This is a genomic window from Haloarcula sp. JP-L23 (assembly GCF_011602445.1).
GTDB classification, from domain to species: domain Archaea; phylum Halobacteriota; class Halobacteria; order Halobacteriales; family Haloarculaceae; genus Haloarcula; species Haloarcula pellucida.
Genome location: NZ_CP050014.1, coordinates 3,428,327 through 3,442,365 on the forward strand (window position 1 = coordinate 3,428,327; position 14,039 = coordinate 3,442,365).

Consider the following 14,039-nt stretch of genomic DNA (forward strand, 5'->3'; position numbering starts at 1 on the left):
CATATCTACCTGCTGTCAGTGGGCGAACAGAACAGCTCTCGACCACGTTCTGAGAGGACCGAACGGTCTATCGAGATGTCGAACTCGTGTTCTATCTCCGAGATCGTCATCCGTTTCGAGACGACTTTCTCCCAGTAGTCGACGCGGCGCTCGAAGCCAGGCGTCGGGTCGTAGTATCCCCGTAGCACCGCGAGAAGGAACGCTATCGGGTACGAAACTAACTCGTAGTACAACACAGGACTTGACCACGACCGCTGGGAGACCGTCCATCGGACGCTGCTCCAGAACCGTGTCCCCATCCGTAGTTGTGCAATTTTGACGTGAAACATCTTTTTCAGGCGGTCCTGGAGATCGTATCTGTAGCCAATCTCCTCGACGAACGGCTCGTGGTGCAGCCAGAGGAGAGCATCGCGGTGCGCGAGTCGCTGGCGCAAATCCACGTCTTCGGCGATATCCAAGCTCCGATAGGGTACTTCGAGGAGGAGGTCCCGCGGAGCCATGTTTATCGCTTCGCCCTTGAGATAAAATCGAAGTCCACGCCCGCTTCGATCTGGTGATAGATGTTCACGAAGTTACGTATGCCACTTCCATAGCGGTCATCAGCGTCCAGCGATTCGAGGATATACTCCCCTTTTCCAGTTCGAACGACGTGTTTCTCGCCTCGGCGAGATTCGAATGGTCCCGAACGACGTATCGGAGCTGCTTATGGATGTCGGCGAGCGACGCTAAGATATCGAGGGAACCATCTGTCGACCCGTCGTCGACAACGAGAACCTCGAATTCATCATCAAGTTGCGAGATGATACTTGTGAGCGACTCTTCGATTGTTTCGGCCATGTTGTAGTTACAGACCGCGACAGTGTACCGTACCATGTGTTCGTCGGGTGTGACAGAGAGAACAGGAGACTAGTACGTAATCGGGAGTAATAAGCGTACATGGAGGCGCGTGAGTGTTTGTTATCACGTCGACGGATGACCGACAGAATCAGTCATGTTTCACGAGGTGGGAGATAGGGACCCGGAGCTAGCTCAAAACCGAAGAGATCATAATGGACCGTTTCGATCGTCTATTCCTTGAAATAATCTGACGCATCTAGTTCAGCGTTCCGATGTCGTCTCGGGTGTCGAACAGATTATCATTGAGGGGTGCGGGCATGTATATCGCGTATTCCTCGTAAATGTTCCACAGCCGCCTCAGAACCGGTTTCAGCCGTTGGAAGGTGGCCAGTCGTACCGATACTTCCTGGCGACTGGCTGGTCGGGCGAACGAGACGTGCGCCACCGAGTCCGCGTATTCAGCTACCACCGCCTTCCAGCTCACTGTGGTCGATTCACGACGGTGTATGTGCCCGGTTCGACGGCGCTTTCAGTACACTGGACGATAGCGCGAGCGAGCGTGTCGGGAGCCACCACGTTCGACGGCGAGATAGCGTTCTCAAAATAGAACGTTTGGGGGATTCACGGACTACACGCTTTAGACCGGACCAGCATATACATTTTGTGTGCTTTCGTATCCGGCAGGAGAGAGCCCGTATACCCCGACATTCTGCTAGAGTCGTTGTAAGCGGTGGTACAGCGACCGCACACTGTCAAACAGCGGTAACCCCGTTCGGTCGTCAGTCGCCTTGACCAGCGTACCCGCCTTCCGTTTGACCAGATCAGGGTCCAGCAGCGTCCGAGCGGTAATCTGCAATGGGGCGACCGCTCCGGGGTCGTACGACAGCAGGTGACTCAGGTACTCGTAGGTCGCCCGCGCCGATTTGAGGTCGCTCGTGTAGGGCCGACAGAACTCCCGCGGGACGCTGGTGTGGTGGCTCGGGAGGTGCTTCCACAGTTCAGTTGTCCGGAGCGGTCCCTCGAACGGTTCCCCAAGGTCGTCGAACACCTCCGCTAACGCCGCTTCTAGTCGTGGGACGGTCTCCTCGGCACAGATGTCAGTCCGGAGCGCCGCCGGGTCGAACTCGTACCGGTTGGGGGCCGTAAGCATCGTCTCCATCGTCTCAGTTGCCTCGTCGAGATCCGAGACGATTGCGGCGTTATCAACCGTCAGGTAGTCTTGGCCACTCCCGGCCATATCGTCCCGGACCAGCACCGGGGTGCCACACAGCAGCGCCTCATGGATTGTCTTGGGGTTTCCCTCCTCGGCCGAAAAGAGTGCGCAGACGCGACTCGCGTTGTAGATGTACGGGAACAGTTGGTTGGGAATCGGGAACAGGTCGTCGTCTCTGACGGGTGTTGCGAGGTCGATGTTGTGTCGCTCGGTGTCGGTGAACTGGGTGTGGTACATATCAAAGAACGTCTCGTCGACGTTCAACTGGTCGTTGCCGGTCTTACCAGCGACGACGAGGACCCTCGGCGACAGTCCCTGGTCGTATAGTTGCCGGACGACACGGAGCAGGTCGCTGTGGCGCTTCCGTTTCGTCGGGTGCCCGACCGTGCAGATGTCCCAGTCTGTCGGTGATGGAAACTGCCGGAACCGCGGCGGGATGAAGTTGTACGACGCGAGTGGAATCCGCCGTATCTCGCCGGGTTCAGTGAACTGTACGGTGTTTGGTCGGGCCAGATGGAAGTCGACAAACGGGACGGGGTCGGCGTCGCGGGTGTACATCCCCCAATGCATACCGACGATGTACTCCCGTTTCAGCGTATGGAGACGGCGGACGAGCGGGACGATATCCGTGTCGAGAAACGCTCGTTCCTTGTGGGTGAAGACGACGATACCCTTCGAGTCGTTACGAGGTTCTTTCAAAACGAAGACCATGATATGTACGCCGGGTTCTCTTATCGCTCGTTTGTCCGTCGGCGTAATAGAACCTCGGTTGCGAGGTACAAGACAGGAGCGTCTGGAGTCGGGGACCGACCTGTCCACCCACTACGTCCTGCGTCCGCAGAGAATCGGACGCGGGTCGGTTCGGAGCCGGGTCTCGAATCCTCGTCGTCCCAGCGTTGCCCGTATCTCCTCGACCGGTGATTCGGCGTCGCGCTCTGCGGAACAGTCGACGGCGATTCGATCCACCGGGAAATCGCCGATACCCGCGACAACTTCGGGTTCTGCCCCCTCTGCATCTATCTTTAGAAAATCTATCTGGCTGACGCCGACGGCGTCCATCGCCGTCGGAAGCCGCATTGACTTGACTTGCAGTCGTTCCGTCCGTTCCCCGCTGTCGACGGCGAGCAACGAGTTGTCGCTGGGGTCCGGCGCGACGTTGAACGAGACGGTCCCGTCACTGTCGGAGATAGCCCGCTGGTACACCTCCACGTTCGCGAGGTCGGCCGTGTTGAGCCTGAGGCTCTCGAAACTCTGCGGGGCTGGCTCGAAGGCAACTACGTGTTCCGCAATATTTGAGGCCGGGAGTGTGAACTCACCCACGTAGGCACCTATCTCAACGACAGTGTCGCCGGGTTCGACCGCCGCGAACTCGTCTATGGTGTAGGTGTCGTACTTGTCGCGGCGATCCACCGATGCTTTCCGGATGTGGCGGAGGTCGGGGAAGTGATACTTCTCGCCCGTCGTGAGGTTCCAGTGACGATAGCAGTTCCCCGTGGGGTAGAGTAACTGCGTGTCTGTATAGGGGTTGAGAAGCCAGTAGACCGACGCCACGACGGCGAACAGCCATGGTGGCGAGTGGAGTCGGACGTACCGCTTGTAAGTCCCGGCCATTTCGTATCCATCTGGCGCGTACGCAGGTGAAATTTGCGATGAAGTCGGAACGTGACTGGGACGCTCAGAGGTAACCGAGTCGTTCAAGTTCGGCTCTGGTCTGGTCGTCGATGCGGCGCGTGACCGACTCGTACTCCTCGGCCTGTTGGGCGTTCGTCGCTTGCTGTGTGCGGATCGCGTCTTCGAGGGTCTGGACTACACCCGGTCGGTCGTCAGCGACGGTTCGTGTCTCGTCACCGCGCTCAAACAGGAGGTATCGCGGCGCGTCGAAGCGTTCGAACAGGTATTCCACCGGGTAGTTCTTGACTGCCGCCGCTTCGCGTATGGGATGGTCACGCACGGCGAGTTTGTAATCGGCGTTCTGGATAGTGGTGTACTGGAAATGGTCACCACGTTTGACCTCGGCAAACGTTCGCTCTTTGCCCGGTCGATCACCGGACAGCACAGGGCTGAGACTCTGGCCTTGCCAGTGGCAATCAGCACTGGGAACCGAGACGTCGGCGACGTCAACTGCTGTCGGGAGAATATCTATCAGTTCCACGTCGCCAGCGACGGTTTCGCCGCCGTTAGCGCTGCCGGGAAGCTTGATGAACAGCGGCACGTGAACGACCTCGTCGTAGAGCGGATAGGGGTTGTGCCCGAGAAATCCACTTTCCGCGTCACCGAGTTTTGGACTGGTCAAGTACTCCCGAAGCAGAGGCACAGCGTGTCGCGTACAGAAGTCACTGAGCAGGCCGTGTTCATACAGGTGGTGCTCGTCGAACAGTTCACCGTGGTCCGCCGTGATGACGACAAGGGTGTCCTCGTAGTGGCCCTCCGCTTCGAGAAAGTCGAAAAGGCGGGCGAGCTGGTAGTCAACGAACCGGAGTTCCGAATCGTAGGCGTCTCGGTGGTCGTTCTCCCCCGAAAATATCGATTCGGTCCGATAGGGTTTGTGCAGGTCGAAAAACCACAGCATCGAGACGAACGGGTCCCCAAGGGAGTCGAACTCCGAGATGAACGTATCGACCAAGTCGTCCGCACGTGGTTTCGTACCGTCCGGCGGTGTGGCGTCGTACACCGTTTCGAAGGCGTCCGCCAGCCCCCACTCGTCCGTGAACCATTCCATCCCGGGGACGGCGGTCACCCTGTGGCCGGTGTCGGCGAAGTAGTGGCGGAGTTTGTTGATGTTCTCCGGTAACCGGGTGGTCCTGTCGAGAGCCCCGTGTGTCGAGGGGTACGTCCCGGTCAGTAGTGACGACGACGCCGAGTAGGTAAACGTCGACTGCGTGAAGGCGTTCTCGAACGAGACAAAGTCTTCACCGAGTCTCACGTCCAATTCCGGTGTCGTGTCGCGATGGTAGCCAGTGTACGAGAACGCGTCGTATCTGGCACAGTCAAGGACACACCACAGGAAATTCATCGGGTTGGTGTATCCCACGGAGAGATATGAAAACACCGGTGTGTCGTACGACAAGGTGCCATAGTACGGCCGAAGCGAGCTGAGAGCGCCGGTAAAACAGCGCTCGAGAAGTTATAAACACACTGTCTGGTCCGCGGAACAGTCACACGGTTTATTTACTTCGGTACGGAACTCAGGACACGGTACACGGCAATCAATATGTCTGAAGAACTCACATTTCGTGAGAAATTTCGCGCACTGTCTCAGGTAGCGGCGTTTCGCCCGGCAACCACAGTGGGGTTGATAGCGCTGAGCCTCGTCGCGGCCGTGCTTGAAGGGATCGGACTCTCGTTCATTATCCCCATCGTCAAGCAAGTAAACGGCCCCGGAGCCTCAGACCGAGAGAGTGGTCTCATATCGGTGTTCCTCGACGTATACGAGTTTCTCGGCATCCCGTTCACCTTAGAGTCGGTAGTCATTGGAGTCATACTTGTCATGGGAACACGGTACGGAACGTCGTTTTTTGTCGAGTGGTTGCAAGGAACTATCAGGACAGTATACGTAAGACACCTCCAGTCAGAAGCATTCTCGAAGGCGCTAGACGCGAACGTTGCGTACTTCGACGAACAGGGGTCTGACGAGATACTGAACGCCATCGTTACGCAGGCGGCTATCGCTGGCGAAGTCATTCAGCGACTTGTCAGAGTCATCGAACACGGTCTTATGACTATCGTCTATTTAGCGATAACACTGTCTCTGGCCCCGAAGCTGACGATATTCGCTGGTGTATTCCTCGGGGGAATCATCTACGGCTTCCGGTATCTGGTTGAGTCAGCCTACACGCTGGGAGACAGAGTCGCCGACGCGAATGAGCGAGTCCAAACGGTCGTCCAAGCGGGGATGCAGGGTATCCGCGATGTGAAGGTATTCGGTCTGGAAACGGAGCTATACGAGGAGTTCGACGACGAAATCAGTGAATACGCCGAATCGCATATCGCCTTCCGGCGAAACAAAGCCGCGATGCACAACTTCTATCAGATGACGACGGCAGTTTCCGTGTTCAGTCTGATTTATTTTGCCATCGAGTTTACATCGCTCTCGATCGGTGGACTTGGAATATTTCTGTTTGCCATGTTCCGCCTCTCACCGAAGGTGAGTACGCTGAATAATCTCGCATATCAATTGGAGGGGGACCTCCCACACCTGTACCGGACACAGCAATTCATCAAGACGCTGGACTCCAAGGCCGAGCCCAGAACAAATAACCGAGCCCCTGAGAGCGTCGACCGCGTGTCGTTCGACGAGGTGAAGTTCAGTTACTCCGGCGAGATGCCAGTCCTTCGAAATGTGTCGTTTTCGGTCAACAGGGGGGAGTTTATCGCCTTCGTTGGCTCTTCGGGCGCAGGGAAATCGACCATCGTGTCACTGTTGGCACGAATGTACGAACCCGACAGCGGGCAGATAACCGCTAACGGCACGGATATCCGTTCATTCGACGTGCAGTCGTGGCGCTCGAAAGTCTCGGTCGTTCGTCAAGATCCGTTTATTTTCAACAAGACGCTTCGGTACAATCTCACGCTCGGGAACCGAGAGGCAACGGACGAAGAAATCAAACGGGCCGCGGAACTCGCACAGGTGACGGAGTTTCTTGATGACCTCCCGAACGGATACGAGACGGTACTCGGTGACAACGGCGTCCGTGTTTCGGGCGGACAGCGACAGCGTATCGCTATCGCGCGAGCACTGCTAGTCGGCAGCGATATTCTCGTCTTGGACGAGGCTACCAGTGACCTCGACACCGCACTCGAACAGCGGGTCCACGACGGAATAACCGATGCAGACGAAGACATCGCTCTCGTCGTCGTCGCACACAGGCTGTCGACGGTCACCGGTGCAGACCGAATCTACACGATGAACGATGGAAACGTCGTCGAGATGGGAAGCCACGAACAGTTGGTCTCACAGAACGGCGAGTACGCCCGTCTGTACAGCAATCAGTAGTCGATAGCATGGGCTGTTAGTCGGCCAGATGTGACTCGGTCAGGATAGTGTGAGCGGACACGGCGTCGGACACACGCCGTCCCACGACGGCATCAAGGTCCAGCGGCGAGAGTCCGGATGCCGGGCGCAGTGCGGTGAGGTCGTCTTCGGTCAGCGTCTCGCCAGCCTCGACGTCGCGGGCCGTCGCGAGACTTCGCCGCATCGTCTCCCGTATCTCTCGTTCCTCCGCGAACACTGTCGAACGGTCGCCGGTCCCGTGCATCGCCGTGACGCGGGCCGTCTGCTCAACTATTGTCGCCAATTGGCCTGGAGTGGCCGAGAGGCGATGGTCGCCGATGTCTTGTGACTTATCGAGCGTGAAGTGTTTCTCGATGACCTGTGCTCCGTGCGCGGCAGACGTAATCGGCGCAAGCGTGCCGATGGTGTGGTCGGAGTAACCGACCGGCACGTCGTAGCGCTCCCGCAACGTCTCTATCATAGCCAAGTTCGCGGCGTCGTCAGGCGTCGGATACGACCCCATGCAGTGTAGCAGCGTCAGCCGCTCGGTCGGCAGTTCTGCGACAGCTGCATCGAGTTCCTCCAGGGTCGTAAACCCGGTCGAGACAACCAGAGGAAGGCCAGTATCGACCGCATCTCTGAGCAGGGGCAGGTTCGTCACGTCGCCGGAGGCGATCTTCAAGAACGGCGTCCGCTCAGCAGCGAACGCCAGCATCTCCGTGTCGAACACGCTGGCCACGAAGTCGATATTGTGGTCGTCACAGGCCGCAACGACCTGTTCCCATTCTGACCGCGTCAACTCCAGTTCCTGGAACCGCTCGAACTGTGAGTCGTACTCGTCTCCGGCGAGTGGGAGCGGCGGGTGATCGCGGGTGATGAGGTGTTCAGCCTGATACAGTTGGAACTTCGCAGCATCGGCCCCAGCGGCCGCGGCCGTCTCGACGTACTCCATTGCCGTGTCGGCGTCGCCGCCGTGGTTCCCACCGATTTCGGCGATGACGTAGGGTCGGTCATGGTTGTGAAACGGGAGCATGTGGTGTCGCACTCGACTCTATGTGGGAACGCACTACAAAAAGTGTCTTTCTCCCGTCGATCAGTCCTGATAGGCGAGCAGCGCCCGGGCGAGCGTCAACTGGAACTCAGTGTCGATTTCGACGGCGCTCTTGCCCTCCTGAACGATACCGCGCACATCCGTACCCAACGCGAAGTCGTCGTGGTCCCAGTCAAGTAACAGGTTGGGCTGACGGAGGTATATCGCGCCAGTGAACCCATAGACATCCGGGCGGTCCTGTCGCTGGTCGGGCACCTCCTCAGTGAATGGGAGCGGTTCGACCCGGTCGTCGGCCATCCGGTAGGCCCGGTAAGGGTGCGTGTCCGTCACCTTCGTCACAGATACCACGGAGTCACACCTCGTAGAGCGCGCTTTCTCGACGGCCGCGTCGATTTGGGCCGCCGTGGTGAACGGCGACGTCGGTTGGAGACAGAGGACGTAGGCCGGGTCAACGCCGGTGTCGAGGCAGTGTTCGAGGAAGTGTTCGACCACGGCGATGACGGGAACGTCGTCAGTAGCGAGCGCGTCGGGTCGGGTAAAGGGGACCTCGGCACCGTACTCCTCGGCGGCCGCGGCTATCTCCTCGTCGTCCGTCGAGACGACAGGCGTACCCACGGACTCCGCCTCGAGCGCGCTCGCTATCTGGTGGGCGACGAGTGGTTTCTCGCCGAGTCGGCGGAGGTTCTTTCGGGGGATGCCCTTCGAACCGCCACGTGCCGGAATCACGACAGGGACAGTATCAGTCATCGTTCCCTCGGTGTGCGAACGCAGGCGTGAGTTCGTCGTGGTCCTCCAGCAGTCGTTTCGAGACGACCCAGTCGAACCACGAGTCGATGTGCAGCGAGGCGACCTGTGACTGGAGAACGTGACCGACACGGCTCCCGATGAGATCCTTGTGCTGGCGCAGAGTTGTCGCCCCAGTGACATAAATGCTGCCGTTCTCCTGATAGAGCGCCTCGCGCTCCTCGCGGAGCAGGCGTCTCTCGAACAGCGGTTCGAGACCGTACTCGCCGGGTTGCCACTGAAATTTCCGGTTCTCACAAACGCTGATGACCGAATCGACCGAAAAGATGTTGTACGTGTCTATCGCTTCGGTGATGTGGTCGGCCGTCCGGAGCGGCGACACGTACGGAAGTTGGACGAGCAGGTCGGGTACGTACGACTCCGTAGTCTTTAGTTCCTCCAACAGTGCCATGGTCACGTCTGACAGTTCAGCTGTCGGGTCGCTGAGTTCGGACGGCCGGAGTCGGGGGACCGACGCACCGAGGTCTTTCGCGACCCCCGCGATCGCCTCATTGTCAGTCGAGACGACGACGCGGTCTACCTGGGGCGTCGCCAGCGCCTCGCTGATTGTGTAGGCAAGTAGTGGCTCGCCGTCGACCTTCCACAGCGCCAGCGGGTCATCGTGGTCGGGCGTCCCCTCCGGCGGGTTGACACGCTGTTCCGTCCGTGCCGGGACGACGGCCAGTATCTCCTGGTTGTCGGCCACGCCGAAGTTCGACTCGGCGAAAGAGCGTTTCACGCCTCGCCGTGCGCTCATCCGCCCAGTCAAATTCATTGACATGTTCGACGTGTGCTGGCGGTAGTACATCAGGGGCAGATTGACGTTATGGACGTCGAATTCGTCGGCGAACCGAATCCAGAAGTCGTAGTCCTCCTGATACGACAGCGACTCGTCGTATCCACCCAGTCGTTCCCATGCCGACTTTCGGTACAGGGCACCCGCAGCCAGCGGACTCCGGTTGAGCAGTTTTACCTCCTCGCCAACCTCCGGCAGACGGACATGGTCAAGTATCGTCCCTTCGGCATCGACCGTGTAGTAATCGGGATACACCAGTGCCGTCTCCGGGTGGCTGTCGAGGAAGGCGGTGAGGACGGTCAGGATGTTCTCATCGAAGTAGTCGTCGGCATCGAGCCGGACGATGTAGGTACCATTGGCAGCCTCGATACCGGCGTTACAGGCCGCAGGAAGTCCCACCCCGTCGAGATGCAACGGCACGATAGTGTCGGGGTGTTCGTGATGGTACGCCCGGACGATGTCTGGTGTCTCGTCGGTCGACCCGTCGTCGACGACTACCACCTCGTAGTCGTCGTACGTCTGGTCAAGGGCGCTATCGAGACAGGTCTCGAGGTACTCCGCGTAGTTGTGGGCGGTAACGACGATGCTCACAATTGGCGAACTCATCTGCTACCACCGCTTGCAGAAGGGCAGATAAACACATTTCGAACGTGTGGCCGGCGGACCGAACGGATACTGGTGCTCTGCACGGCTCAGTCGACGGGCTGATATGCGGTGGATGTCAGCATCCGTTCGCGCCCGTCCTCCTGTGGGATGCCACGGTGGTAACCCGACTGGTCCGAGATGATGAGTGTTCCTTTCGGGGCCGTAAAGGTCTGTACCTGCGACTCATCGTGGAACACCGCGTCCGTAGGGGGGTTCCCCCAGTACTTGTTGACTAGTGAGGAGGCCATCCGTTCGACGAACGACGGGTCGTGGGAACCGAGGGTATAAGAGTAGGGACCGTAGGACTCGTCGGGCACGTCGGTCAGGTAGACGAACGACTTGTACTTCCCGCTGTAAGTGTCAGCGTGGTACCCCCGCGTCGTCGTCACCGAGCGGTTGACGTACGCGTTGACATGTTCCGAGTCGTAGGCCTGCCCAGTCGCCGTCTCTATGATGTCGGTGATGAACTCGTCGTCACGGACCGCCCGGAGCTTCGGGTGGATGTAGTCAACGTTGAAGATGTCCAACATTCCGCTGTCGAACTCCCCACTCCGCTTATTCATTACCGGCACATCGGCCTCGACTTTCTCTCGATAGTCCATCGACTCGTCTGCGACGACGATGTCCCCGTTCTCCAGTGCCTCGTCGATACTGTCTCGAATCTCGACACAGAGTTCGTCGTCGAGGTAGTTGGGTATCGAGACGACGCCATCCCGGGCCAACTGGTCTGCGTGCGTCCGTGCCTGTGTCCCCTGAGCCATCACTCGATAATAGAGCGAGCGTCTGTCACAAAGCTTTCGCCCAGTGGTATGCGAGGGTCGGTCACCGGCGGGCGTCGGCGAGTGCCCGCTCGATGTTCGCGAGCGGGTTCGGTTCGAAAAAGTACGGCACGTCGATACCGCCGTGTGTCCCCTCTGCGACCGCCGCCGCGAGCTCCTCGACGGAGTCGACGGCTGTCGCGGCACCGGCGTCGAGCAGACTCCGCACGTACTCCATCCCGGGTTCGGTCAAGACGTACGTCGCGAGTCCGAATCGTACCCCCTCGAACAGCGCCGTCGAGTAGACCCCGACTTGTGCTTGTGACGTGGCAAACAGGTCGTACAGCGTCGGGCCGTCGTCGGCAATGACGTCTACGGACGACGACTGTAACCACGGGTAGTTGTCCCTCCAAACAGTGTACTCCTCGGGGTGGAGTTTGTAGACCACCTCCATGTCAGTCAGGTCATCGAACGCCACCGCCACCTCCGAGAGGGATGCGCCGATGCTACACTGCGAGACAAACACGACCCTATTCCGCCGGTCGGTGTCGGCCGTCCGTTTGACCCCCTGCTCAAGAAACGGGTAGCCGACTGGTTCAACGGTGGTATCCGTTGGGAACTCGACGCTGTCCGCCCAGAACTCACCGAAGGTGAGAAACAGGTCCGGAAACGTCGCTTTCGTCCGCGACCCGGGGTATGAGTAGCCATAGTGGAACGGCGTCACGACGCCGTGTTGGAGTTCGGCCACCGGAATGTCCCGCTCCTTGCAGGCCTCAACGAACGTCTCTTTCCCATAGCTCACGACGACGACGACGAGCGACGGGTTGTGCCAGTCAAGCAACGCGCCGTAGAACGGCTTAGTGGCGCGTCGTTCGGCCACGGCGGTCCGGACGCGCCGTTCGATATCAATGTCGACGGCGAATGCTGCCGCAAAGCGCTCGGTAGCCCGCCGACAGAGACGTCGCTGTGACCGCGAGAGCGACACGTCGGCATGGCTGACTCGCTCGTAGAGCGAACTCGCGGTGTGTAGACCGTCCATGTACCGCAACTGATCGGTCTTTGCCGGGCGATAGTGGGTCCCTTTGTGTGGATTCTCGAGGTGGAGGTACGACGTGTCGAGGCGGTCGTACAGTGGGTCACAGTAAATGTCCCAGTACTGGCCGTCCTCGCGGAACTTCCGACGGTTGTGTCCCCACACGAGCGTGTCGCGGGGGGAGGTAAGAAACGGATTACGGCGGGTGAGCGCCGTCCCCACGCGCCCGAGACGGGCCGCGAGCGGCGTCCCCGCGTAGTCGGTGCCGCCGCTGGAGTCGGCGTGGACGAGCGAATTACGGATCTGCTGGTGGACGGGGAACCTGAGTCGTTCCCATACCAGCGTGTCGTCGACACGGAGGTCGAACAGGCCGATGTCTTCCTCGATATCGCGAAACGTGCGGTGAAACCAGTCGTAGCTGTACTCAGACATCGGTAGTGCCTCTGAGGAGATTAGCCAGCGGTCATTCGAGATATCCCATCTCCCGTAACCGCTCGCGTGTCCGAGGGGAATGCGATTCCTCCGTCCGTGACTCGGCGTATGGTTGTCCGTAGGTTTCGAGCCACGCTGTAAGCCGCGCCGTAAGGTCCGAATACACGTCCGGATACGTGTCGTTGACCACCGTCCGCTCGTCCGGGAGATGGTGAAGTTTTCGCCACTCGTCGGTGTGCTGCAGTCTAAACTCGTTGGTCCGTAGCGTCGTTAGGAGCGACCGGTGGAAGGGGGTCGTGTCGAATTCCGGGTTGTGCTGACGAATCCGTTCGTAGTCCTGTCGGTTCGGGTCTACGACAGTCCCGCGGAGGTCCTGACTCACTGCGAATGGCCGGCATTCGCTTCGAAGGTCGTAGCCCTGAAACTGCGACGTGTCCCCACCAACCATTGAGACGATGGTCTGCATCACGTCGACGTGTTGGACGACGTCCTCGCGGGCCCGCTCAAGCTCTGGACATCCGCTGACGACGAGCGGGGTGTGCGTGATGGCGTCGTCCAAGACGATGTGGTGACCCAGCAGTCCGTACTCGCCGAACAGTTCACCGTGGTCGGCCGTGACGACGACTATCGTCTCGCCCACCTGCTCGCGGATGAACGTCAACAGAGACCCGAGACAGTGGTCTGTGTAGGCGATGGCCGCATCGTACATCGCGTACAGCATCTCCCACTGGGTCTCGGAGAAGGGGAGTCCCTTAGCCATGTACTCGTAGGCGTGTTCGTGCATGTCCCTCGCGAAGTCGAGAGCGGCGTCGGGGTCAACGCCGGCCTCCGTCGTGTAGCGGTCGCGGAAGGACGCTGGCGGGTAGTAGGGTCTGTGTGGGTCGTTGTAGTGGAGGTAGAGAAACACCGAGTCCGCCCCACGCGTCTCCTCGGCCAGTACTCGTTTGGCCACGTCGCTAACGAGAAACGATTTCGGGTGGCGCTGTTTGTCCAGCGTGAGACCACCACTGTGTCTGTGTGCCGCGGCCCCGTACTTCGCCAGTGACCGGACGAAAGGGTACGAGAGCAGGTCATCGCGGAGCGTCGGTGAGACGAACCGGTCGAACCGGTCGGCGAGTCCCGTCACCTCGCCAGCGTAGACATTCCGCGAGACGGCGACACTGGTGTACCCACAGTCCCGGAGAATGTCGGGAACCGTCGCCATCGTGTCCGGAATTCGCCCGCAGACACCGGCCCCAAGGCCGACCCCGTGGCGGGAGGGGTAGGTACCAGTCAACATCGACGGGACTGAGACGGGCGTCCGCGAACTGTGTGCGATACACGTCTCGAAGGCCACGCCGTCCCGCGCGAGGGCCGCGAGTTCCGGCGTCGTATCCCGCCGATAGCCGTGCATTGTCGTGTGGTCGGCCCGGACGCTATCAAGTGTCACCCACACGATGTTTGGAGTGGCCATCTGGTGACAGTGTTTCGCGTGCTCGGATAAGAGAGCTTTCCCCGCGCG

General features: G+C 59.5%; 12 protein-coding genes. 1 reads left to right on the forward strand and 11 read right to left on the reverse strand.

Annotation, left to right across the window (positions count from 1 at the left end; genetic code table 11):
* Positions 1–5 precede the first annotated feature (5 nt).
* The 5 genes from G9465_RS17960 to G9465_RS17980 all read right to left on the reverse strand — a co-directional run bounded on the left by G9465_RS17960 (position 6) and on the right by G9465_RS17980 (position 5,063).
* Positions 6–500: a hypothetical protein gene (locus G9465_RS17960; RefSeq protein ID WP_166972513.1), complete on the reverse strand. Its 495-nt coding sequence runs from the start codon at positions 498–500 to the stop codon at positions 6–8.
* A gap of 64 nt (positions 501–564) precedes the next feature.
* Entirely contained in the window at positions 565–873 is a 309-nt protein-coding gene (locus G9465_RS17965) for a glycosyltransferase (RefSeq protein ID WP_227015611.1), read from the reverse strand.
* Between the two features lie 676 nt (positions 874–1,549).
* Positions 1,550–2,761, reverse strand: a complete 1,212-nt coding sequence (locus tag G9465_RS17970; protein ID WP_166972517.1) for a glycosyltransferase — start codon at positions 2,759–2,761, stop codon at positions 1,550–1,552.
* Positions 2,762–2,872: 111 nt separating this feature from the next.
* Positions 2,873–3,661: an FkbM family methyltransferase gene (locus G9465_RS17975; protein ID WP_166972519.1), complete on the reverse strand. Its 789-nt coding sequence runs from the start codon at positions 3,659–3,661 to the stop codon at positions 2,873–2,875.
* A gap of 64 nt (positions 3,662–3,725) precedes the next feature.
* The gene (locus tag G9465_RS17980) at positions 3,726–5,063 is read right to left on the reverse strand and encodes a sulfatase (protein WP_166972521.1); all 1,338 of its coding nucleotides are present in this window, start codon (positions 5,061–5,063) and stop codon (positions 3,726–3,728) included.
* A 198-nt stretch (positions 5,064–5,261) separates the two neighbouring features.
* Here G9465_RS17980 and G9465_RS17985 point away from each other — a divergent pair, with 198 nt between their 5' ends.
* Positions 5,262–7,043 (forward strand): ABC transporter ATP-binding protein, encoded by a 1,782-nt coding sequence (locus G9465_RS17985; RefSeq protein WP_166972523.1) that lies wholly within the window; start codon positions 5,262–5,264, stop codon positions 7,041–7,043.
* Positions 7,044–7,059: 16 nt separating this feature from the next.
* On the opposite strand, the gene G9465_RS17990 is transcribed toward G9465_RS17985, so the two are convergent.
* The 6 genes from G9465_RS17990 to G9465_RS18015 all read right to left on the reverse strand — a co-directional run bounded on the left by G9465_RS17990 (position 7,060) and on the right by G9465_RS18015 (position 13,991).
* Positions 7,060–8,085, reverse strand: coding sequence for an N-acetylneuraminate synthase family protein (locus G9465_RS17990; protein WP_166972525.1), 1,026 nt, complete (start codon positions 8,083–8,085; stop codon positions 7,060–7,062).
* Between the two features lie 48 nt (positions 8,086–8,133).
* Positions 8,134–8,838: an acylneuraminate cytidylyltransferase family protein gene (locus G9465_RS17995; protein WP_166972527.1), complete on the reverse strand. Its 705-nt coding sequence runs from the start codon at positions 8,836–8,838 to the stop codon at positions 8,134–8,136.
* A complete protein-coding gene (locus G9465_RS18000; protein WP_166972529.1) occupies positions 8,831–10,276 on the reverse strand; it encodes a glycosyltransferase family 2 protein in 1,446 nt (481 codons plus the stop codon). Before G9465_RS18000 ends, G9465_RS17995 begins: the two co-directional genes overlap by 8 nt.
* Before the next feature lie 86 nt (positions 10,277–10,362).
* The gene (locus G9465_RS18005) at positions 10,363–11,076 is read right to left on the reverse strand and encodes a hypothetical protein (RefSeq protein ID WP_166972531.1); all 714 of its coding nucleotides are present in this window, start codon (positions 11,074–11,076) and stop codon (positions 10,363–10,365) included.
* 61 nt (positions 11,077–11,137) lie between these two features.
* The gene (locus G9465_RS18010; RefSeq protein WP_166972533.1) at positions 11,138–12,538 is read right to left on the reverse strand and encodes a hypothetical protein; all 1,401 of its coding nucleotides are present in this window, start codon (positions 12,536–12,538) and stop codon (positions 11,138–11,140) included.
* Positions 12,539–12,569: 31 nt separating this feature from the next.
* Positions 12,570–13,991, reverse strand: coding sequence for a sulfatase (locus G9465_RS18015; RefSeq protein WP_166972535.1), 1,422 nt, complete (start codon positions 13,989–13,991; stop codon positions 12,570–12,572).
* Positions 13,992–14,039 lie beyond the last annotated feature (48 nt).